Annotated in this window: 17 protein-coding genes; 8 read left to right on the top strand and 9 right to left on the bottom strand. The window is 44.0% G+C overall.

Translation table 11 applies throughout. The annotated features are described in order from the left end of the window. Window positions 1-2 precede the first annotated feature (2 nt). Both ACTQ53_RS11795 and ACTQ53_RS11790 read left to right on the top strand, forming a co-directional pair. On the top strand, window positions 3-581 hold the full coding sequence (locus ACTQ53_RS11795; protein WP_218416505.1) for a DUF4230 domain-containing protein: 579 nt from the start codon (window positions 3-5) through the stop codon (window positions 579-581). Between the two features lie 128 nt (window positions 582-709). Next, complete coding sequence (locus tag ACTQ53_RS11790) at window positions 710-2,092, top strand: alanine/glycine:cation symporter family protein (RefSeq protein WP_294970219.1); 1,383 nt, start codon at window positions 710-712, stop codon at window positions 2,090-2,092. 242 nt (window positions 2,093-2,334) lie between these two features. Here ACTQ53_RS11790 and ACTQ53_RS11785 read toward each other — a convergent pair whose 3' ends face one another. Then, window positions 2,335-2,913: a GNAT family N-acetyltransferase gene (locus ACTQ53_RS11785; protein ID WP_295346196.1), complete on the bottom strand. Its 579-nt coding sequence runs from the start codon at window positions 2,911-2,913 to the stop codon at window positions 2,335-2,337. A gap of 375 nt (window positions 2,914-3,288) precedes the next feature. Between ACTQ53_RS11785 and ACTQ53_RS11780 the strand changes: the two genes are divergently transcribed. Beyond that, entirely contained in the window at window positions 3,289-4,686 is a 1,398-nt protein-coding gene (locus ACTQ53_RS11780) for a sigma-54-dependent transcriptional regulator (RefSeq protein ID WP_294970225.1), read from the top strand. Between the two features lie 232 nt (window positions 4,687-4,918). Further along, a complete protein-coding gene (locus ACTQ53_RS11775; protein WP_441933121.1) occupies window positions 4,919-5,125 on the top strand; it encodes a hypothetical protein in 207 nt (68 codons plus the stop codon). 418 nt (window positions 5,126-5,543) lie between these two features. Here ACTQ53_RS11775 and ACTQ53_RS11770 read toward each other — a convergent pair whose 3' ends face one another. The 3 genes from ACTQ53_RS11770 to ACTQ53_RS11760 all read right to left on the bottom strand — a co-directional run bounded on the left by ACTQ53_RS11770 (window position 5,544) and on the right by ACTQ53_RS11760 (window position 11,794). Beyond that, window positions 5,544-8,705: a glycoside hydrolase family 2 TIM barrel-domain containing protein gene (locus ACTQ53_RS11770; protein WP_441933120.1), complete on the bottom strand. Its 3,162-nt coding sequence runs from the start codon at window positions 8,703-8,705 to the stop codon at window positions 5,544-5,546. Window positions 8,706-8,718: 13 nt separating this feature from the next. Beyond that, window positions 8,719-10,974, bottom strand: a complete 2,256-nt coding sequence (locus ACTQ53_RS11765; RefSeq protein WP_441933119.1) for a TonB-dependent receptor — start codon at window positions 10,972-10,974, stop codon at window positions 8,719-8,721. 550 nt (window positions 10,975-11,524) lie between these two features. After that, the gene (locus tag ACTQ53_RS11760) at window positions 11,525-11,794 is read right to left on the bottom strand and encodes a hypothetical protein (protein ID WP_441933138.1); all 270 of its coding nucleotides are present in this window, start codon (window positions 11,792-11,794) and stop codon (window positions 11,525-11,527) included. Between the two features lie 194 nt (window positions 11,795-11,988). Here ACTQ53_RS11760 and ACTQ53_RS11755 point away from each other — a divergent pair, with 194 nt between their 5' ends. After that, entirely contained in the window at window positions 11,989-14,421 is a 2,433-nt protein-coding gene (locus ACTQ53_RS11755; RefSeq protein WP_441933118.1) for a hybrid sensor histidine kinase/response regulator, read from the top strand. Here the strand turns inward: ACTQ53_RS11755 and ACTQ53_RS11750 are convergent. Together ACTQ53_RS11750 and ACTQ53_RS11745 are read right to left on the bottom strand one after the other, a co-directional pair. Further along, complete coding sequence (locus ACTQ53_RS11750; protein WP_441933136.1) at window positions 14,378-14,605, bottom strand: helix-turn-helix domain-containing protein; 228 nt, start codon at window positions 14,603-14,605, stop codon at window positions 14,378-14,380. The two genes, ACTQ53_RS11755 and ACTQ53_RS11750, sit on opposite strands and share 44 nt — an antisense overlap. Further along, entirely contained in the window at window positions 14,496-15,203 is a 708-nt protein-coding gene (locus ACTQ53_RS11745; RefSeq protein WP_441933137.1) for a hypothetical protein, read from the bottom strand. Before ACTQ53_RS11745 ends, ACTQ53_RS11750 begins: the two co-directional genes overlap by 110 nt. Between ACTQ53_RS11745 and ACTQ53_RS11740 the strand changes: the two genes are divergently transcribed. Both ACTQ53_RS11740 and ACTQ53_RS11735 read left to right on the top strand, forming a co-directional pair. Next, window positions 15,202-15,423, top strand: a complete 222-nt coding sequence (locus tag ACTQ53_RS11740; protein ID WP_441933117.1) for a hypothetical protein — start codon at window positions 15,202-15,204, stop codon at window positions 15,421-15,423. The two genes, ACTQ53_RS11745 and ACTQ53_RS11740, sit on opposite strands and share 2 nt — an antisense overlap. 99 nt (window positions 15,424-15,522) lie before the next feature. Continuing rightward, complete coding sequence (locus tag ACTQ53_RS11735) at window positions 15,523-16,386, top strand: SDR family NAD(P)-dependent oxidoreductase (protein WP_441933116.1); 864 nt, start codon at window positions 15,523-15,525, stop codon at window positions 16,384-16,386. Window positions 16,387-16,688: 302 nt separating this feature from the next. On the opposite strand, the gene ACTQ53_RS11730 is transcribed toward ACTQ53_RS11735, so the two are convergent. The 3 genes from ACTQ53_RS11730 to ACTQ53_RS11720 all read right to left on the bottom strand — a co-directional run bounded on the left by ACTQ53_RS11730 (window position 16,689) and on the right by ACTQ53_RS11720 (window position 22,181). After that, entirely contained in the window at window positions 16,689-18,083 is a 1,395-nt protein-coding gene (locus ACTQ53_RS11730) for a hypothetical protein (protein WP_441933115.1), read from the bottom strand. A gap of 50 nt (window positions 18,084-18,133) precedes the next feature. Then, on the bottom strand, window positions 18,134-20,965 hold the full coding sequence (locus ACTQ53_RS11725) for a TonB-dependent receptor domain-containing protein (RefSeq protein WP_441933114.1): 2,832 nt from the start codon (window positions 20,963-20,965) through the stop codon (window positions 18,134-18,136). Between the two features lie 142 nt (window positions 20,966-21,107). Beyond that, window positions 21,108-22,181, bottom strand: coding sequence for a metallophosphoesterase (locus tag ACTQ53_RS11720; RefSeq protein WP_441933113.1), 1,074 nt, complete (start codon window positions 22,179-22,181; stop codon window positions 21,108-21,110). 331 nt (window positions 22,182-22,512) lie between these two features. Here ACTQ53_RS11720 and ACTQ53_RS11715 point away from each other — a divergent pair, with 331 nt between their 5' ends. After that, complete coding sequence (locus tag ACTQ53_RS11715) at window positions 22,513-23,037, top strand: hypothetical protein (RefSeq protein ID WP_441933112.1); 525 nt, start codon at window positions 22,513-22,515, stop codon at window positions 23,035-23,037. Window positions 23,038-23,277 lie beyond the last annotated feature (240 nt).

The raw sequence follows: 23,277 nt of genomic DNA, 5'->3' as shown, positions 1-23,277 counted from the left end.
ATATGAAGAAATATGGAATCATTATCATTTTATTCCTTATTATAATAATAGGTGGAGCACTCTATTGGCTTAATAAAGACAATACAATGAACGTGGCAACGGAAGAAAAGACCACCCTTTCACCAACCCAAGTAGAAAGTATTGAGGCTATCGGGCAATGGGAATTTCTTGCCATCAACGATGAGGAACTCGTTGATACAACCCGACATGGCTTCTTTGGTGACGATCAATTGGTACGTATCTATTATGGTACCCTGCGTCTCGGCATTGACATGAAAGACGTAAAGGAAGGATGGATACAGACGGATGAAAAGAAAGATTCCATAGTCTGCACCCTTCCCCCAATACGACTCCTCGACAACAATTTCATAGACGAGGCAAAGACTAAAAGTTTCTTTGAAGAAGGAAAATGGACTGGCGCTGACCGACAGGCTATGTACGACAGAGCTTACGTTATGATGAAAAAGCGTTGCTTGACACCTGTGAATTATCAGACGGCAAGAAGAAATGCCAAGCAGCAATTCAAAGACATGTTCAAGACAATGGGATTCACTAACGTTAGAATAGAATTCGAAGACTGAGGATAGAATTACCTTCAGTCTCCCAAAACGGAAGTAACTAAACATATTCCGTTCATAAAAAGACAAGAGAGTTATCAGGGCGCAAGCCTAATTATTAATTATCATTTTTAAATTAAAACATAAGAGAGATGGATGCTATCAATGATTTTTTCACAGCCTTTAGTTCATTCCTTTGGGGATGGCCTATGATTATTTTATTGTTGGGAACTCATATTTTTCTAACCATCCGCCTGCGCTTTCCACAGCGCAAGATATTCCAGGCTATCAAATTGTCTGTCAAGAAAGACAAGAAGGCAACGGGGGATGTTTCTCAATTCGGAGCACTAGCCACTGCCTTGGCAGCTACCATCGGTACGGGTAACATCATCGGTGTGGCTACAGCCATAGCATTAGGTGGACCAGGTGCTGTCCTTTGGTGCTGGCTCACCGGTGTTTTCGGTATTTCTACCAAGTATGCAGAGGGACTTCTTGCCGTAAAATATCGAGTTAAGACAACACGAGGAAAGATGCTGGGAGGTCCGATGTATGCTCTAGAAAAGGGATTGGGCTGGAAATGGCTTGCCATCCTCTTCGCAACCTTTGCCGCCCTTGCTTCTTTTGGTATTGGCAGCACAGTTCAAGCTAATGCCATCTCAACCCTTGTAGAGAATCAATATGGCATTTCTCCTTTCATTACTGGCTCGATAGTTACCATTTTAGGAGCAGCCGTAATCATTGGTGGTGTAAAGACAATCTCTAAGGTTTGTGGAATGCTTGTACCTTTCATGGCCCTATTCTATGTATTGGGCTGTATTTATATTCTCATTGTAAATCATGCCTACATTCTCCCTGCCCTACAGATTATCTGCGAATCAGCTTTTACAACAAAAGCTGCTGGTGGTGGTTTTGCAGGTAGCACACTGATGCTTGCAGCCCGTTATGGTATTGCCCGTGGTCTTTTCTCTAATGAGAGTGGACTTGGTTCTGCGCCAATTGTTGCCGCAGCTGCTCAAACCCGCAATCCCGTTCGACAGGCATTAGTTTCATCAACAGGAACATTCTGGGATACGGTCATCATCTGCGCTCTAACAGGACTGGTAATCACCAGCAGTATCATAGCCTATCCAGATATAGACTATCATGATGGAGCAGCACTTACCAAAGCTGCTTTTAGTAAAATACCATATATTGGAGCTCCATTACTAACATTTGGTCTGACCACCTTTGCTTTTAGTACTACACTAGGTTGGAGTTATTATGGCGAACGTTGCGTAGAATACCTGAAGGGAAAGAAATGGATGCTTTGCTATCGCATCCTCTACATTGCCAGTATATTTGCAGGAAGTGTCATCAGTCTCGGTCTGGTATGGAACATAGCTGATTGCATGAATGCTCTTATGGCTATTCCAAATCTCGTCTCTTTACTATGTCTTAGTGGAATTATTGTGCATGAAACAAGAAAGTATCTTTGGCGCCACCGTCTAGATCAGGATATGGAGGAAAGCGAATTACAGGAAGTAGAAGACAAATAATCGTGCAAACGATTGTCCTGAAGAAATAGCAGAAAACTATATGTTTTTGATTCATCCTACCATTTTCTTTTGTACCTTTGCAGCAGAAAAGGTAACTTTATAGAAAATATAGGTTAAAAGAGATTTTATTAGTTTTTGTTGATTAAAAAAATGCCCAGGCAGCAGTGATGCTATCCTGGGCTTTTTGTTTTATATGCTCTATTCACTTATATTCTGTAATCATCAACAAGAATTTTTACTTCTTATTCAGCATTTATCTGCAAATGCTTCATTCCGTGTCCACCCCACGTTGTATAATTGACGAATTGGAATCCCATACGAGTATAAAGGCTTTCAGCTCTTGGATTGCCTTTATCAACCAATAATCCAACCTTCGGAATACCAAGTTCCTTACCACGTTGTATGGCAGCATTCAACAAAAGCTTTGCAATTCCCTTACCTCTATAGCTACTGGAAACAGCCAAACTGTCGAGATAGTATTCACCTTCTTGAGTCTCAGCATCCATACCCGAATAATCAATTCCAAAGGTATCAAGAGCCTCATCTACAAATCTTTTGCGCAAAGTCTTAAGTTGAGCTCCATCATAAGCCACCAAGATGCCAGCAACCACGCCATCAGCAGTCATAGCCATCAACACATTTCGGTAACTATACTGGCTATCCTCCATCTTTACCAGACGTTCCATCAACTGATGAAAATCAGCCAATGTATGACGAGGTCCGGCAAAATTCTGACAACATTCCGTATTCATCGCTTCCATAATGAGCGATGCTATATGCGAAGCTTTATCTGGGGTTGCTTGTTCGATATGTATCTTCATTTTCGTTTAGTTTTTACAATTACGAATGCAAAGATAATAATAATTAACGAGATAAACAAAACTTTTTCTTTTTCTTTACTTTTGTTTCACAAAGATTTTATATCTTTGCCCCATAATTCAATAACAAATGTTAAGATAGAGGCTACCAGATTGTCACAACATCAATTTCCCAGAGTAAAAAGCTATCAAAAATCAATTGATAATATAAGATCTCTATCCTTCATGTTTGGGTAGAGACCTTCATTATTATTATAATCTTTTGTAAAAACTGACAATTAAAGACTTTTTCTTTGCTGATTCCAAATAATAATGCTAACTTTGCGCACGAATTTGTTTTATCTTGAGAAGACAAAGAGACAGAAAGATTGTAATGATATGGAAAAAATACTAATAGTTGAAGACGACATCGCATTTGGAACCATGATTCAGACATGGCTCAGGAAGAAAGGATTCGAAGTTGAAAAAACGACTTCGGTGAAAGCAGCTATACAGGCGTGGGAGAAGTTGGAAAGTGGATTTGATCTGGTGCTATCCGACCTTCGTCTTCCAGACCATGATGGTATTTTCTTATTGCAATGGATGAGAAAGCACGGCGTGCAAGTACCTTTCATCGTCATGACCAGCTATGCAGAGATTCAGAACGTAGTACTCGCCATGAAGTCGGGTGCTACAGATTACGTAGCCAAACCTTTTCATCCGGACATCCTCCTGGAAAAGATTAAGGAAGCCATAAAAAATCACAATACAAGCTCTCTATCAGAGAAAAATATAGAGCAGAGGGAGGCAACAGGAAATCAGGAGCCAATAGATAATAAAAAAGTATCAGGAAATACGGAATCTAAAGGAAATGTAGATGTTCCTAAATATCTTGAAGGTGAAAGTGAGGCTTCAAGAAAACTCTATAGTTTTGTATCTCTGGTTGCTCCTACTCCTATGTCGGTTCTCATTCTAGGTGCAAGCGGAACGGGTAAGGAATATGTGGCTCGTCGCATTCATGAATTAAGCCAGCGGGCAGGGAAACCTTTCTTTGCACTCGACTGTGGAGCCATTCCTAAGGATGTGGCAGCATCAGAATTCTTCGGTCACAGCAAGGGAGCCTTTACGGGAGCAGACCAAGACAAAAAGGGAGCTTTCGAAATAGCAAATGGCGGTACACTCTTCCTGGACGAAATGGGGAACCTGAACTATGAAGTGCAAGTGCAACTGCTTCGTGCCCTTCAGGAGCGAAAAATTCGTCCATTGGGCAGCAACAAGGAAATCGACATCGACATCCGACTGGTTTGCGCCACCAACGAAAATCTGGCACAGCGTGTAGCAGAGGGAAACTTCCGCGAAGACCTATACCACCGCATCAACGAGTTTACCATCTACATGCCGGAGTTGAAAGACCGTGGTGCCGATCTCTTCCTCTTTGCTGATCTCTTTATCAAACATGCCAACAAAGAACTCAATAGAAACGTGGAAGGACTCGATGGTAAGGCGAAGGAGAGAATCGCCTCTTATAACTGGCCAGGAAACCTGCGCGAATTGAACAATGTGATGAAACGTGCCACTCTTCTTGCCACAGGCAGATATATTGGAGTAACAGAACTGGAACAGAGTATGGCTCATATTCAACCACAAGCTCCTACCACCCTGCATGATGAGGAAACAGAACTGCAGCGTATAGAAGCAGCACTAAAAGCGGCAGGAGGTAACAAGAGTAAAGCTGCACAATTGCTTGCTGTGGATAGAAAGACGCTGTATAACAAGATGAAGAAGTACGGCATCTGAGGAACTTTCCCCAATATTTTGGGGAAAAATTCCACACTTGTTCCACAACTTCCACAAAGTTAAGATTTGGCACAAAAATGCATATTAACTGATTATCAATCATTTACTAAAAGGAGGAATCTTTTGGCACGCAGATTGTGATATTAGATTGTGAACTCGCAAACAAGCAACAATGCAAGTAAGACGGTTCATTAAAGTAAAAATAATATTCACAATAAAAAATAAAAAGATTATGAAAAAGTTCGTATTCGCAGCTATCGCTGCCATGGTAATGGTATCAGTTAGTAATGTATTCGCCAACAACAAGATGGCAAGTATTTCATCAGTAGCTCCAGTAGACACAGTTGCTCCTGCAGAACCAGCAGACACAACAGTAGAGAAGACAACTCCAGCAGAGACTCCAGCTGATTCAACAACAGATACAACTGTAGCTAAGTAATATCACCTTCAAAAAACAGTAATAAACAGAAGAAATAGAAAGACATTAAATATCAGTAATTACGCTTCGCTTTCAATTAGGCAGGAGACTAATGATAAAATTCATTGGTCTCCTGACTTGTTTTTAGCCCTTTCTTTTCTTGGAATCATTTTTTTGTTGTATCAGTCTAATAATCAGCATAGTTGTTTCGACTGTTTTATTTATGGTAACGATTTAGCGAAAGTCAGACTACTTCTGCCTGCTTTACTTTGCATAATGGTTCAAACAACTCTTGCGCTTGCAAAGATATGGTATTTATTTGATAACGCCAAAAAAACGTGGACAGACATTAAGTCTATTCACGTTTTTTCAAATTTGATATTTAATGATGTTATAGATTGCGTTCTCACTCTGATTTCTCAGAGTGAGGACTATTTGGTTATCTTACAGGACGAATCACGAATTTGAATGCATAGTCCTGATAAGGAAGCATATATTTCTCAATAGGTAATGCGCCCCATGTATTGATACATCCCAATCCCATCTGTCTCTGACTAATGTGTACAGAGGTAAAGTCTCGTGGTACAAGGTCTCCAGAATGTTCTTGGTTCTTTACCGGTCCGCGGTAAAGATCTGAAGTCAGATAGTTCAGACTTGAACACTCCATTGGCTCATTGGAGAAAAACTCCAGACCTTTATTGTCTTTTGTCAGAACCTTCCAATATCTTACCTGCGTCTTGTTGCCAGACTCCTGTGGACGGACGTATGGATAATACTGATCCTTTACCAACTGGGTAAAAATGCCCAATCTGTCGGAATTGTTACGGTCTGCATAATTCTCGTTAGGACCCTTTCCGTAGAATTCAACTCTATCAAACTCCTTAGGCATCTGCAATTCCATTCCATAGCGCAGAAGATTTGGCTTGTTCTCCGCATCAGGATTTACCTTCAGATCTTGTTCAACAGTCAGTTCTCCATTATTATTCAATGTATAGGTAAGAGTCAGTGTAGATTCTGTTTCTTTGAGATACAACTCGGCAACAACAGAACCATTCTCCTTACGGGTAAAATTCTTCAGTTCCATACTTGGCTTATTCCATGCTGCACTTAATGTAGGCATATGTGAACCAAAATCGTTGTCTGTGCATGCTCTCCAGAAGTCTGGAGTCAAATCAAATCCTCTTACAAGCATAGGTGTTTTGTCAACATCCAAATAAGAAACAAGTCCTGTTGCCTTACTGATGGTAACATCCACACCATTGGCAGAAAGAACGAGATACTTGGCATGATCTACAGCCTTGACTTTGGCTATTTCAGAGGAATTCAATACAGGGAACTTATAGTCGCTAATCACAAACTGCTGGTGGGCGATTTCTTCATCCTTACTTAGAAGAAGTGAATCACTGTTCAATTTGTACGAAAGAGTCAGTGTCTTTTCCTTTCCTCTGTACTTCTTGTCTGCAACTATCTTTGCATATCCAGGAATTGCAATGGTCTTGCTTGTCTGAGGAAGAATATTGTATTTGCCAAGGTTGATTAAACCGTTTGCCATACTTTTTCCCTCTACCTCTATTGAATATACGAGATTTACGTTATTCAATGGAACAAAGAAGTTCTCGTTGAATACAGAGACAGTACCCTTGACCTTGTTCTCAAGTTTGCTCCAGATGTTCTGATGGAAGTATTTCACTTCGTAAGCATGAGGATTTGGTCTTCTGTCCGGACTAACCAAGCCATTGTTGTTGAAGTTCTCGTCAGACATAGGGAAACGACCATAATCACCGCCATAGGCATAGATCTGATTACCAGTTATCTTGCTCTTGTCGCGCAGACCCTGATCAACAAAATCCCAGATAAAACCACCCTGATACTGAGGATACTGACGGACCAAATCCCAATACTGCTTGAATCCACCCATAGAATTACCCATGGCATGGGCATACTCCTGCTGAAGAAGTGGTTTGTCACAATAGTCCTTTTCCAGATATGCTCTACAACTGTCGTAATCAGCATACATAGGACAGAAAATGTCAGTCTTGCCAGCCTTCAGACCAGCCAACTCGTATGACTCAACAGGACGGGTTTCATCATGCTTGCCTGTTGAACATGCCATTTCGTATTGTACTGGACGAGAACTATCATACGCCTTTACCCAATCGTAGGCATCCTCAAAGTTCTTGCCATAACCTGCTTCGTTACCAAGACTCCACATAATGATACAAGGATGGTTTTTGAGAACCTTCACATTGTGCATGTTACGCTCAATGTGTGTCTTGTTGAACAACTCATTTTTAGCCAGAGTCTCTTTACCAAATCCCATTCCGTGGCTTTCCAGATTTGCCTCAGCCATGACATAAATACCATATTCATCACACAAATCATACCAGCGTGGGTCATTTGGATAGTGGCTGGTGCGTATAGCATTGATGTTTAATTGCTTGGCAACCTTTATGTCACGAATCATGTTCTTAACACTGACAACATATCCTCCATCAGGATCTATCTCATGACGGTTCACACCCTTGATAAGAACAGGCTGTCCATTTACCAAGAGCTGTTTTCCCTTGATCTCGATCTTTCTAAAACCGACATTCTGGCGAATGACTTCCAATACTTTATCTCCATCCATCAGTGTCGCTCTGAGTGTGTACAAATTCGGTGTTTCTGCTGTCCATTTGGCTACATTCTGAATGGTTGACTCTACTGTTGAACTGCCACCCTGTAACTGTTGCTTTCTTTCAAAAACCGTATTGCCAGTTTTCTTGTCTATCAATTCTACCAGAACATTCTTTCCATCACATGATTCTGTAGAAAAATGAATGGCAAAGATACCGTCTTTATAATTATCGGACAAGGAAGAGGTTACGTTCAAGTCGTTAATATGTGACTTCGGCTGAGCATAGATATAGTTCTCTCTGGCAATACCGCGAAGTCTCCAATAGTCCTGATCCTCAAAATAAGAGCCATCGCACCATCTCATCAGCTGCATGGCTATCAGATTCTCTTTTCCTGGTTCTACATATTTAGTGATGTCAAATTCCGCAGCAACCTTATTGTCTTCAGCATAGCCAACAAACTTTCCATTTACATATAGGTTGATATTGCTGGAAAATTCGCCGATGTGCAGTATTATATTGTCACCATTCCAATTCTCAGGAATTACAATCTTACGTCGGTAAGATCCGACGTAGTTGCCAAGATCCTGCACATAAGGAGGATTTGATTCCCATTCATTTTCCCACTCATATTTTATGTTGGTATAGACTGGCACGCCATAGCCATTCAACTCCCAACATCCAGGAATTGGCATCTTACCCCAATTAGAATCATCAAGATTGAGAGAATAGAAATCTAAAGGACGCTCATTGGCATTCTGCACCCAATTGAATTTCCAATTTCCTTCAATAGACAAGAATCTCTTTGAAAGCGTCTTGTCATTTCTGTCAGACAGTTCCTTATTCTCATAGCCGAAGAAATCAGAAACAGGCTCGTTACGATTGATGTTGTTCACCAAAGGGTCATTCCATGGTTCTGTCTTCTGGGCATATACATTACCTGACAAAGCCATAAAAAGTACCATAAAATTGCATAATTTATTCATAATCAATTGGTATTTATAGTTTGATACTTGCTCCAAACTCAACAGTGAAAGGACGAAGATAGCGTCCGGACATTACGTAGCCATTGAATCGCTTGGCTTCTTCCGGACCAATAAGCTCTGAGCCGGATATTGTACCGCTGGCACCTTTTTGGTTCAGGAAGTTGACTACACCAAGGTTGAATGATAATTTGTTGGTAGCATTCCATTTCACACCTGCGAAAGTTTCCCAATGGCCGTTAAACCAAAGGGCATTTGAAAGGTTAGCATACGTTTTTCCAAAATATCTGAAACTGCCCCATACAGTCATCTTATCCTTGTAAAAGGTATAACTTGGGTCAAGCTCAATCAGTATCTGTGGTATTTCCTTGACAATGTTACCAGTGGCATTTAAGTCTGCGGTCTCACCATCATCAAACTTTACTGTCACAGAATAGTCCTTATATGTTGGCTTCTGATAGGTAAAGAGGGCATGAAGATGCGCACCCTTGAATGGATCAAGTTCCACATTGGTTGTCCATCCCACTGTCTGGATGCTGTAATTCAAAGACGTTGTTTTTGAAATATTGGTACCAGGTTTGGTTATATCCTGCTGATCAGTATTGTTCGTCTTCTGAATCCAGGTAATCATTGATGTGACATCAATCCACTTATTGCGATAGTATATACCGCCACGGAGCAATGGAATGCGGAGACGCAGGTCCTGTGGTCCCATATTGGCATAATCTGTCATGCGAGGAGAGCGTTCCATTTGAGTGAAGTCAGCGGTGAGTCCCATACCTTTATAAAAGGACCATGTAGCCGAAACTGTAAATGCATAATTGAGCTTATTCTTTGTTCTGTGCTGTGGTGTAATGGTTACACCGTCTGCATTGGTTGCACCGACATACATGTCTGCAAATCGTGCATAAGGCAACTGGTCAACAGACATACGACACCACTCTAAGCGTGCGCCATAGAAGAAACGAAGGCTTTCAATAGGACGCCATTCGTCTGTAAAATATCCTGCTAACTTATTCTCATTACCGATAGCATAGTCTGTAGAAATCTCATTGAACCCATAATAAGTTGTTCTTGCAGTCGGGTCTGAAACCGTGGAATGTGATAGAAACTCTGGATACTCCTTTACACTGGCATCCCATTGTGTTGACGCAGACCAGTAGTTTAAGTCAAAGTTCCACTCGTTGAGACCTATTTTAAGATTATGCTGGCCATAGTTTCTCATCACCTCAGAGGTGAGAAGGAAAGATTTTGCCTTTGCAGTATGAAACCAGATTCTTCGACCATCCATCATACCTGTATAAAGCTTTCCATTCTTGTCATAATACGTATTCGTATTACCCTCAACCTTTCCATCTTTGACATTCATGATAGAACTGCCGCCAAAGTCGGCATAGTTAGCATCAACCCAGGTATATTTAGCCTTTGTATCCAAGTTCCATGCATTACCTAAATCCCATTTGAATAATACAGCAAATTCGTGAGATTTGTTCTTGTTCCAATCATTGATAGTAGTGTTTTTCACTTCACCTGTCTTCATATCACGGTACATGAAGTTCTGAGAAGCTGGAACGTATGAAGATGTACCCAATTTAAAGCCATCCAATTCTGTCACATTACCATCAGTGTGATAGATAAATGGTGCAAAACAGGTTACGGTACCCATACGCTGACTGTTTGAGAACTTGTAGAGAAAAGACAACTGACCTCTGTTTCCCCAATGCTTTGCCAGGGCACCCTTATAAATCTGGGTACGGTCATTATAGTTGGTAAACTTCAAGTCAAAGGTTCCCGGATCAAAGTTCTGATACATATTCAAGGCATAAGTCCAGCCTTTAGCCAGAGGTCCTGAAACGTTCAAATCAAACTGATGCATACCATAATGGTTGCCTTTGTAATTCAAAATACCCTTGAACGTATTACTGCCTAAGTCGCTGAAACTGTTTACTGAATAAGCAATGTTTCCTGTAGCTATGGCTGATTCCTGCGGGTTCATCAATCCTACTTCAGCCAAGCTTCCGTCACTTCTCCAATGAGCAGATAGAGGATGGATGTAAGAAGAATAAACGACAGGTAATCCGTTCTCGTACACATTTACATCTTCACTTGGAAGACCTATCTGAATGTAACGAGGTGCATTGGCATCGGATGCATTGAGCATCACATTGCGTTCTGCTTTCTTTTCTACCATTGTAGTGTCTGACTTCTCTTGAGCACTACAAATGCTTGGGATGACCACGCAACAAGATAAGAGCAAAAGTTCTCTTCTCATAACTTTAAAACATTAAAAACGCTAAATACATAATGGATTTATTTCAACCATACATGCAATTACACTTTATGTCCGTTGCACCTATACGGACCCAAAAAACTACTGAACACATACATAAGGGGAACGGTGTTGGTGCAGTACGAGCTACTCAGTCAAACAGTCCTGAACTCCTAAAACATCCTATACAAGCCAGTAGTGGAATACACTTTGTTACCTCTAAGATAATTATGAAATTTTACTATACGTTATATACTACTAATGGAACTATTCTAGTGTAGCTAATAATAAGTTTTCTATTTTAATAATCTATTGGGCAGTCCGTAACTGCCTTGTATATTCCTGATCCTGATCATGATTTGATATTATAGCATTCAAGTGTGTGTACAACCAAGTGCGCTTGTAAACGCCATTTCCAATATGCTTGTACTTCCCGTCTTTCTCACTCGGCATTCGTCAATTAAGGTAAGGCGTGAAAACGATTGCAAAGATAAGACTCAAATCTTAAAAATCAAAAAAAAAAACAATATTATCAAACTTTAACAATAATAATCTAAGCGTTTATCAGATTCCAATATATTCTTGCTTGTTGGCACGGATATTTAATCCGCAACCCTTTAGAAGTAACATCTGTTTTTACGTTATTTGTTGCTTCTTTGTTTTCTTCTCTGCTTTCTTTCTCAACCTGCGGCGCAAGTTCAAGCTGTATTTTTCGGTCCAATGCAGCCAGTTCCGCTTTCAGACTTTTCAGCTCTTCTTCTCTCTTCCAAACCTTGGAAGCTATTTCCTTGTATTCCCCATCTGTCCTTTCCGTTTTTGCCACCCTTTGAAGCAGTTTGCCAATGTGAAAGTCTGTCTTAAACTGGCATTTTCCTGTCTTCTGATGTCTTTATGGAAAAAACCATTCACCGACATAATTCTGTCATTTTCAACTATTTTGCTTTAATTATTACTGATTTTCAACTTTTTGTTGTATCTTTGCAAAATAAATAAGGTAATTAATAAAATAGATTTCTCATGCACAAGAATAACATTCCTATCAAGGTAGCCCTCGGATATAGTGCCATTGCCATCATTATGATTCTGGCCATCAGTCTAGTGTATAGCAACACCAAGAGCATCATCGCCGTCAATGAGGCATCGCGCGATTATATACAGAAAAGAAGTGCTGCCGACAGCACCATATCTTCTCTGCTCAAAGAGGAACAGAAAAACCTGAAGCAACTATCCGATGCCATGGCGGGGAAACCAAACAAAAATTATCTGCACGATAAGGTAAAGAGTCTGAATACGGGCAAGGATTCCATCCTCGTCCACTCCAAGGCGCCACAAACCCACGAGGCGAAGAAGACAACGGTAGAAGTATTGAAAACCCGAAAAGGATTCTTCCGCCGACTTGCCGATGCCTTCAAGAAAGAGCACGCCGAGACCCTGAGCGTGAAACAAGACAGCAACCGGGCTGTCATCGATTCCGTCACCACCCCAGTGAACGTGGCAGGAAACGTGGCAAACATCCTCGAACAGATAGACAAGAAGGAGAAAGTGGAAACGCAAGACCACAAGCAGCACATCAACAGGGAGATGGAAGAGCTGAAGATGGTGAGCGCCAAACTCGCCCTCCGCTCAGCCAAGCACCTGAGCGATGTACACCAGCGGGAGAAAGATGCTATGCAGGAATCCATAAGCAAGGCGATGGAAGCCAGAAAGCATCTGTTGTGGCAGATGGAATTACTCGCCATCGTAGCCTTCCTAGCCATCGTTGTCATGATCTGGCTCATCTGGCGCGATGCCAAGAAGGAGCGCATCTATCAGGAAAACCTGGAGGCTGCCAACGAGGAGATTCAGCGCATCATGAACCAGCGCGAGCACCTGCTCCTTACCATCACCCACGATATCAAGGCACCAGCAGCCTCCATCTCGGGCTTCATCGACCTGATGAAAGACTACGTCAGCAATCCTCAGGGCATCGAATGCCTCCAGAACATCAAGAATTCTGCCGCACATCTATCTCATCTCGTTGCCTCCCTGCTCGATTATCACCAGTTGGAGAATGGCTTGATGAAAGTGCAGCCTACCTCGTTCTCGCCAGCGCAACTGGTAGCAGAATCGGTAGAGGGAATGAGATTGCGGGCTGAAGAGAAAGGATTGGAGATTTCATTCGAATGCAAGATGAAGGGAATGGGAACTTCGGATTCTCCAATGAAGAAGGAATTCTTCCGTGCCGATGCCTTCCGCATTCGTCAGATTTTGGATAACCTGGTAAGCAACGCCATCAAATATACCGACCAGGGCAGCGTCACCATCCAGGCACAGGTTTCGAAAGTCATGGGCAAGCCGATGCTTACCCTGAGCGTAAAGGATACGGGCAAGGGAATGACCAGCGAGGAAAAACAGAAGGTGTTCCACGCTTTCACAAGATTGAAGAGTGCCCAAGGCATTGAAGGCACCGGTTTGGGATTGTCCATCACCCAGGAACTGGTTTCGCTGCTCGGCGGAGAAATCATTCTCCACTCTACCCAGGGAAAAGGGTCCACCTTCATCGTCACCATCCCTATAGAGCCTGCGCCAAAGAAAGAGATACAGAATAAAAAACAGACTGGAGTTGGCGATGACAAGGCACTAGATTCCAATCCGGAAGAGAAAGAAAATGATTCAGTAAGCCCTCAGGTTTCTGTAGAAAAGAAGAAGAAACCGGAATTTGCAAACCACAAGATTCTGATTCTGGATGATGACAAGCTGCAGCTCCAGCTTCTCCAGGAAATGCTGCGCCGCATCGTAGGCAATACCTGGCAGGTTTTCGCCTGCAACCATGTGATGGATGCCCTCACCACGCTGCATAACGAGCAGCCAGTCCTGATGCTGATGGATATCGAAATGCCCGAGATGAACGGCATGGATATGATTGCCCACATCAACCATACCAATATGATGGTGGTGGCTATGACGGCTCACGACACAAGCATCCTGGAACAGCTCCAGAAAGCAGGCTTCGACGATTGCCTGTTCAAGCCATTCAGCATGGAGAAACTGTCTGATATCCTGGGAATAGAGTCCCAGCCTCAACTGGATGCCCAGTCTGAAACTCCATCCCAGCCAGATTTATCATCCCAGCAGAAATCCAACCCTCAACTGGATGCTCTCCTCGCTTTTGCCGGAGGCGATGAAGAGGCGGCAAAGGAGATTCTCGATACCGTGAAGCAGGAACTTGCCGCACACCTTGAGAATCTGAAAGAGGCTGTAGAAGAGGAATCCTTATCTACCGACCGCATAGGAAAGGCGGCACATAAGCTCCTCCCTATCGCCACTATGATGCAGATGGGATGCCTCGAAGAACTCAAGGTTCTCTCCCCAGAACACATCGGCGAGATAGAAGAAGCCGAGATCAGAGAAAAACTGAAGGTTGTGATTACGACCTTATCTGCTGCGGCGTCAGCCCTGTATGCTTTTTGAAATAACGACAGAAGAAACTGACATCGGCAAAATGAAACTCCCAAGCCATCTCCTTGATGCTTTGCGTGCTTCGCTTAAGATGCAGCTTGAGCTGCAGAATCACATATTGATCGATGATGGTCTTGGGGGTATGCCCCGTCACCTGGTTCACGATGTTGGTGAGATATTTCGAGGAGATATTCATCTGGTCGGTATTGCGGATTGCGCTGAAGATACTCATGAAAACCGATGAAGAACGCCTTCAACTGGCACAATACCAATTGGGAGATACAAGTACACTCCGATTGGTCGAAATAAACTTTTAATAGGGCAAACATACCATTGATGATGTTTGTCACCACGGGAGTATCCTGTCTGCATCTGTCTTCCCGTAAGGAAGAATAAACCGTCTGTTCCAGTTGCAGACTTGCTTCACGAAGCAAGGAAGGATTATATTTCAGGATTTCGGCTTGGAAGCAGTTCGCTGTTTGAAGAGATTTGCAATCCCCGTTTTCAGTTTCAGGGGATTTGCAATCCTCATTTTCAGTTTCAGGGGATTTGCAATCCCCATTTTCTGTTTGAGGGGATTTGAAATCCCCGTCAATCTTCAATTCTACTACATCATTCGGGAACAGCGTAATCACCGCCCCCTCATAAAGTTCCCAATCCTTATAATTCACATTCAGCCTCGCCTTTCCTTTCCGGCAAATCAATATTGCTCCGTAAGTCAATACTTGCGGACCCTCCTGCCATTCCTCCAAACCAGAGCAGGAAAGGCTTGCTTTCTGATAACTGCTCTTCATGGAATTGACGATGGCAGGCAACATGTCGCGCGGATTGCCTTACGATGCCACCAATCTTCTGATGCTCAGTATCCGGAACCTCTATGGCATTACTTGTATCATCGGTCTTGCCGTATTGCTCATCTTCCTGCTATGGGATGTTCTGCCGGTAAGAAGTACCCTGAAGAAAATGCCAGCATGGAATTTTGTAGGCAGAAAGATGAAAAAAGCAAGCAGATAATGCGCACATTCAAAGAAAAACATTATCTTTGCATTTAGTTTAACAAAATGAAATATTCCTTTTTTTAAAGGAATAAGGAAAAACATCAAAGAAAAAACTATGGCAAAGAAAGCGATTGTGATGGGGGCAACCTCAGGAATAGGAATGGAAGTAGCCAGCCTCTTAGCGCAGAGAGGTTGGCAGGTGGGAATAGCCGGAAGAAGAGTAGAGCGACTTGAAGAAGTAAAAAGAAATACAAACCAGATTATTTCTGAGAAAACAAAAGTATCTCAGAAGGGGAACATTTCAGAAGGCGTGAAAGCATCCAGGGGAGAAATCATCTGCTATCAGCAGATAGATGTAACTTCGGCTGACGCCCCTACTCTTCTTCAGAAACTCATCGAAAAACTCGGTGGGATGGATTTATATTTCCATAGTTCAGGAATCGGATGGCAAAACTATTCACTTGATTTTGAAAAGGAAATGAAGACCGTTGAGACCAATGGGCTGGGATTTGTAAGAATGGTGGATACGGCTTTCAACTGGTTTGCCCAACAGAGTCAAGAGCAAGATAAAGGGCAAGAGCTAAGACTAGAGCAAAAATCAGATAAAGGAAAGGGCAATGATACTTACCGCATCGCCTGCATTACCTCTATTGCCGGAACGAAAGGGCTCGGTGCTGCTCCTGCCTATTCTGCCACCAAGCGTTTCCAGAATCATTATCTGGAGTGCCTTACCCAGCAGGCTCACATGCGCCATCTTCCTATCGCCATCACAGATATCCGCCCGGGGTTCGTAAAGACTGACCTGATAGCTGGCAGCAACTATCCCCTGCAATTAACTCCTCAGGAAGTGGCTCAGCAGATTGTAAATGCTATAGAACGGGGAAAAACAGTCAAAACCATTGACTGGAAATACAGCATCCTCGTTTCGCTCTGGCGAATGATTCCCAGATGGATTTGGACAAGACTTACCATTAAATAATATAGAAACTATACTTGCATTTGATTTTATACCTAGATAAAATCTCCGTTCAAAGACGTTGAATGTCCGTTCAAAGACGTTGAACCGCCGTTCAAAGACGCTGAACCGACATTCAACGTCTATGAACGGAGATTTCAAAAGGATTAAAGAAAATCTTTTCCTGTTAAAATCAATACTTTTTCTGTAACAACCTAAACTTTTCCCAAGATCAACATTAAAAGGAGAGTAGAAACATGAAGAAAAGAAAAGCGTGCAAGCTACATTTCTATAGCCTGCATGCTTTTCTTTTTTATAATTACTGTTTACAATCTTGCTCCGAATCTTGCGCTTGGCAATGGGGCGGCGAAGTAATAGTTCTGGTCGTTATTCTTATCCAGAAAATTCACCTGCTTCATGCCGAAGAATGGCAGACCTTGTGGGAAGAGACGGACAAAATCGGTTACACCTCCTGAGAGGGCAGGACTGCCTGCCTGATAATCGAAATTCCAACCCTTGTCGAATGCCAATGGAGCACCTTGGGCTACATCATCAATCTCGCAATTGATATTCATCTTCTCGCTCTGCTTGAAACTCTTGAAGAGAGGATTGAGCTGACCAGCCACGCTGCTCTTGATATCGGTATCAAACCAGATGCCGAGCTCTGCATCCTTCGCCATCTGCGCTACGCCTGTCTCTGTAGATGCAAAGTAGTAGTTTGGTGTAAGACGACTGTGCTCCATATCAGCACCATCCTTCTTTGGCTGCTTCAGTCCGAAACGGGAATCGTAGATGAGGTTGTTCACGAAGACTGGCTTCGCTGCCTTCTCTACCCAGACAGAACCACCCTTCTTGTTTTTGGAACGGCGCCAACCGCAATTGATGATGGTGTTGTTATAGACGGTCATCTCAGAGAGAGGGATTACCTCGCTATTTCCGGCATTAGAAAGCTTGAAGGCGTTGGTGCAGGCGTTGTAGATGATGTTGTTGGCTACATCGAGCTTGCAACCTGCCTTTACGTTGATGGCCTCGCCACCATCGGCTGTATTTCCGCTATCGGCAAAGATATTGTTGATAATCACGCCGTTACCACCGGTAAAGTAAGTCTGGTCGTTGTAGTTGTCATGGAAGAAACTGTTGGTCATCACAAACTTGCCGTTTACATTACAGAAGTGAAAGGCTGGCACACCGCCATCGATGGTGGTCTTGAAAAGCTTGTTCTGGAAAGAAGCTGAACTCTCGGTAGGAGTAGCACCGGCATAGGCCACATCCACGTGATTGAGCACTACCTCCTCAGAATTATATCCGCAGATGATGCCGCCCCAATCAGCAGGCTTCCTGGTATCAGAAGTAAAGACTACCGGTTTTTCGGCGGTTCCCATACAATAGAGATTGCCCAATACCACGATTTCTACCGGCACCTGAACCTCAGATTTGCAGGTAACAGTTACGCCCGGCTCGATGTAGAGCGATGCTCCTACAGGAATCTCAACGCTCTGGCTCAGGGTAGTATCCTTGGTCCAAACCACAGAACCTACGGGATATTCTGCCACCTTTGTTGTGATGACATCCTTAGAACCCTGGTTCTCATTGCCATCACTTCCATTACTGCCATTATTCACGTAATCGTATGGATTGATATTATCGTTCTCGCAAGATGTGGAGAACATTGCAGCTGCTGCCATCAACAGCAAAGCAGCAAAAGTACTTATCTTTTTCATTTCTTTTTTTTACCTTTTTACCTTTTTACCTTTAAAAGCCTTTTTACCTTTTAAAGTTTATATCTTACTCCCAGCAGGAAGGTTCTGCCATACTGATAAGTTCCCACGATGGTCTTATCGCTCTTCTGGCCCTCATACTCCAGGTTGCTCTTGTTCACGGTCTTCAAGTATCTCTCGCGCTTGGCATCGAGCAGATTGTTTGCCTTGAAGAAGATGGAGATGCCGTTCTTGAATTGCTTCTCGGCACTCAGGTCGAGACCGAACATCGCCTTGTCCCACTGGTCGGCATCCTTGAAGGGAGAAACCAGGGCGAGCTTGGTGCCCGTAAAGGAAGAGGCCAGCTGCGCATTCCAGCCATGCTCCGTATCCTTATATAATAAGGAGATGTTGGCGGTATGAGGAGCTTGGTTAACCAGCGGACGGGTCTGGGTTACGCCCGTCTTATACTCAGCACTACCCTCCTGGTACTCACGCTTCGAGGTGGTGATTTCAGAATGGGTGTAAGTATAATTCGCCTTCACTCCGAAGTGGCGGATGTACTTGATTACGTCGATTTCGAAGCCCATGTTCTTGGCATTACCCAGGTTATCAGGCATGTAATAGGCATCGGTTCCGGCGCCAATCTTGCCATCCGATGTTACGAACACCTGCTCTATAGGGTCTTTCAGATACTTATAGAATACGCCGGCAAGAATCTGTTCGGTCTTGCTTGGGAACCACTCCCAGCGCAGGTCGATGTTGTCGATGCGGGCACGCTTCAGGTTTGGATTACCCTTTTCCTGATACTCCTCGCCCAGAATCTGATAAGGCACTATCTCGTAGAAGCCCGGACGGTTGATGGAGCGATAGTAAGAGAGACGCACGTTCATCTTCTTGGTTGGTGTCCACTTGATGGATGCCGATGGCAGATAATCCCAGTAGCTCTGCTCGCCCACCTGTCCCATGTTGCGGAAATGCTGGAGCATGGTGTAAATCTGGTTGGTGTGCTCGGCACGGAAACCGGCATTCAGTTCGCCCACCTCGCTCTTCAGGGTTACCATGGCATAGGCTCCGCCGATGTGCTCCTTGGAATCGTAGTTGAGCTGCGAAGCCTGAGAATAAGGAGTCTTGCAAACCCAATCGATGTGAGCAAACTGGTCTATTCCGTTACCATCCAATCGCTGCGAGATGTCGGCAGGATTGAAGATGTAAGAATAATATCTGTTGCTGCGCTCCTTTCTGCGATACTGCGCACCCGCCTTCCAGAGAGCCTCCACAGAGTTGGCGAAATGGGTATCGTAAGAGAGGTTGATGTAACCCGCCCAGTCGGTATCCTTGTTGTGCTGGAATCGGCGCTCAGCACTCTTAGGCAGGGTTTTGGTGATGTTCTTGTCGCCTTCCCAGATGGAACCCGAAACGGCATCGCCGCCATTCTCGGCTTTTCTGCTCACGGTATTCGTCAGGGTAACGTAAGTTCTATCCGGATCTTCCTCCTTAGCCTGCGAGAACACGCCCGACCAATCTACGGTAAAATCCTTGGCAAGATGATGCGTACCCTTCAGGTTGGTGGCGAAGATGCTCTGGGTGGTTGTAAGAGAGCGCACTTCATCGTCCTGCGTGTAGCTGTCGGATCCGATGTATTCGGTATTGACGCTATTGTTGTATCTGATGCCCTTGGAATTGGTGTGCACATACATGTTGTACCATTCCAGTTTATGGCCAGGCAGGGTTAAATCTATCTTGGCATGAGCACCCGCAGTAAGGTCGTGGATGCTGTAGTAGCGATGCTGCAGATTGGAAATGTACATGGCCTGCTCGCCCGATGCCATCTTTACGGAATTATAGGTGCGCTCGGTGCCACGGAAAACATTCTGCACACTTCCGGCAAGCATCACACCCAGGCGATCGTTCCAGAAGCGGTTGCCGATGCTCAGACCTCCTATGAAGTTAGGAGCAGGAAGAGAATGGCTCTTCAACTGAACAGGACCGTTCTTGAAATCGCTCATCTGCGCCTTGTAGTCTTTTCCGAAAGCCTCGTAAGGAGATTTCTTTGTATAATCAGAGCGATTGCTGGTAAGATAATCTCTGCCATCCTTCCAGAAATAATCACTTGCTCCGATGGCTGCATTCGCCTGAATCTGGAAGCGGGATGGGGCATCCTTCATCACCATATCCACTACGCCGCCGGCAGCATCACCTTCCATATCAGCAGTAAGAGACTTGGAAACCACGAGGCGGTCCATCAGATCTGAAGGGAAGATATTCAATGGGATGTAACGGTTTTTATCATCCGGACTAGGAATCTTCACGCCGTTCACCAGGGTGTAGTTGTAGCGCTTGTCCATACCTCGGAGGATGGCGTAGGAAGCCTCGCCCGATGCATCACGCTCCATGGTTACACCTGATACACGCTGCAGAACGCTCGCCACGTTGACGTCAGGCGAAAGCTGGATGCTCTGCTGGCTCATCACGTTGAGCACGTTGCCGGCATTCTTCACGGATTCTATGGCGCTGCGGTCGCTACGGTATTCACGATGACCGGTAACCACCACTTCGCCCAACTGCTTCAGGTCTTCTTCCATGGCGATGGTCAACTGTCCATCCTTTCCCTCTTTTCCATCTTTGGAGAAGTCTTTAGCCACATCCACCACCATCTCCCTGGTCTTGTACGACATGTAGGAAACGATGATGGTCACCTTGCCTTTATCAGGCAATTCATGCAGGGTGAAAGTACCATCAAGTCCGGTGGTGGTACTCACGTTGGGCAGCTCCTTTACCCGGATTACGGTTCCGATGAGGGGCTCGCCCGTTTTGTTATCCTTGACTATACCATCCAGCGTGTGTGCCTGGATGGCGGTAGTCGCAGCGGCAAGAAGCGCCGCACTCAGTAAAAATCTTTTCATCTATATCGCTATTGATTCTTCATTCGTTTCTTTTCGCAAAAAAGCTTCTTTTACCTTTAATATAAAAGCTTGGAGACCAGCGATGGAATAGCTGGGAACGGGGGTGCAAAGGAGTTAAAGCTCTTTTTACTTTTTTACCTTTTTACTTTTTTACCTTTAAAACCGTGTGGATGATTTTTCCATCCTTGTCAATCATCGACATTCTGAGCTGCTTCTTATCTGCTGTAAATACAGAGAAGCCATCGGCAGAACTGCAGAACACGGTGCCATCAATAGGCTTCACAGGACGAGCCAGAGATGAAGAGGAATTGACTACGTAGTCGATGTTGTCGCCCTTCTTCTGTATGTGCTGGAAGTTGTGGATGTGACCGCAGGCATAAATCGCTACATTATTATATTTATGGAGGATAGGCAGAAGGCGCTTCTGCATGTCGAGGCGCTCATTCTCCTTCTTCGTGGTGTAGGCGTAGATAGGATGATGGCCTACCACGATGACCCAGTCTTCCTTGGCATTCTTCAGGGTTTCGTCGAGCCATGAAAGCTGAGCCTCAGCATCCTGCTTGCAGGCATCAGGATAGATTTCTGAATTCTTGCGGTAAGAATCGATAAGAGGTGTGGTGTCGAGGAAGATGACACGGATGGCAGTTCCCTTGTGGTCGAACACCTTGGTGTAATATTTGGCTGGCATCATCCAGCGGCGGCTCACCTTACCATAGTCCATAAAAGCCTGAGTATTACCACGATACTCATGGTTTCCACAAACCGGAAACCAGTCGAGCATCAGGTCGGGATGAGAATAAACATATTCGTAATTGGTAAGCCACAGAGGGTCCTGGGTGGAAGCCACGCCATTGAAATGGTGGATGTCGCCCACGGCAAGTACGCATTCCGGATCTACCGTGCCCGCCATCTCGCCCATCAGTTCGGCGATAGGCTTCTGGTCGTAGTAGCCGTTTCGGCCCATGTCATTGGTCATGTAGAGGGTGATTTCGCCCTTCAGTTTCTGCCATTCGGCAGCATTCGCCTTCCAGTTTGGATTCTGCGGAATTGCGGTTGCTGCACTCTGAGAACAGGTTGTTAATGCTGCGTTTTGAGCCTGTGCAGTCAAGCCTCCACCCAACAATAAAGCCGAAGCCAAAACTACAGTAGCAACTCTACCTTTCATCATAGCAAAGCCATTCATGCAGCTATGCTTACCCGATACTTTCTTTTCCATTTTTCTTTATCTGACTATAATACATTATGATGATACCTTTCCCCTTCCGGGGTTGTATCTGTTAAATTTCGGGTGCAAAGGTAGGGGTATTATGTGTCAATGAGGTTACAAGGATTTGAATTAGCAGATAAAAGATACTACAATTTTATTACAGGAATCTCCCCGATGCTTTTAGGGAAAATCATACATCAGATTATGGTTTTCCCTTTGTTGTTTTCAGCTATTCTCCCTATCTTTGCACCATCAAAAAGTTGATAGCGGCACCAAGTAGCCTCTTCTATCAAGAAAACAAAAAGAAATGCAGTAATAACCCTTTAAAGAGAAAATCGTTATGAAAAGAATAATGATGACAATCGTAGCAGCATGGATGATGATTACATCTATGAATGCTCAGAGACTGACAAATATTCAGGCAGAAGCCCGTTTTATCACAGATAAGATGGTGGTAGAACTGGGATTGAGCAGCGCCCAGCGCAACAGCATCCTGAACATCAATCTCAATTATCTCAATGGCATCCGAAGCTATCGCGACATTGATGCCTACGGCTGGCATTACCGCAACAAGCAGCTCAAGCGCATGATGACCGCCAGACAATGGAAGAGATTCAAGAACTCCTACTATTTCTATCGCCCTATCGGCTGGGAGAATCATGTGTATGTTCACCATATTTACACCAAGTATCCTAAGCATAACTGGGGACACGACAAGCGCCGCCCTCGCCCTGAGTGCAGCTACGGAAGACCGGGATGGCCAGGCGGAACCCATGAAACTCACGGACCAGGAAAGCCGGGCAAGCATCACAAGCACGACAAGCATCACAAGCACGACAAGAAGTGGAAGCACGATAGAGATTAGGATGATGACGATGATGAAGATGACGATGATTGAGATTAAGACTGGGTTGATGATTGAGATTAAGATGAGATTAAGACAAACATTCGATGATAAAACAGAAGAAATCCAAGCTAGAGATCATTCTCTGGCTTGAGAGTGTAAACTAAACTGTGTCAAGCTACAATAAAAGTAGTTTAACACAGTTTTTATATTATGGACAACTTAGAAATTGATTACAAGAAAGCTGCTCAGCAGTTGCGT

This window comes from Prevotella sp. Sow4_E9_plate, from assembly GCF_052116205.1.
Lineage (GTDB): Bacteria > Bacteroidota > Bacteroidia > Bacteroidales > Bacteroidaceae > Prevotella.
Note: the sequence above shows the minus strand (reverse complement) of the source record. Positions and strands in the feature narration are given on the sequence as shown.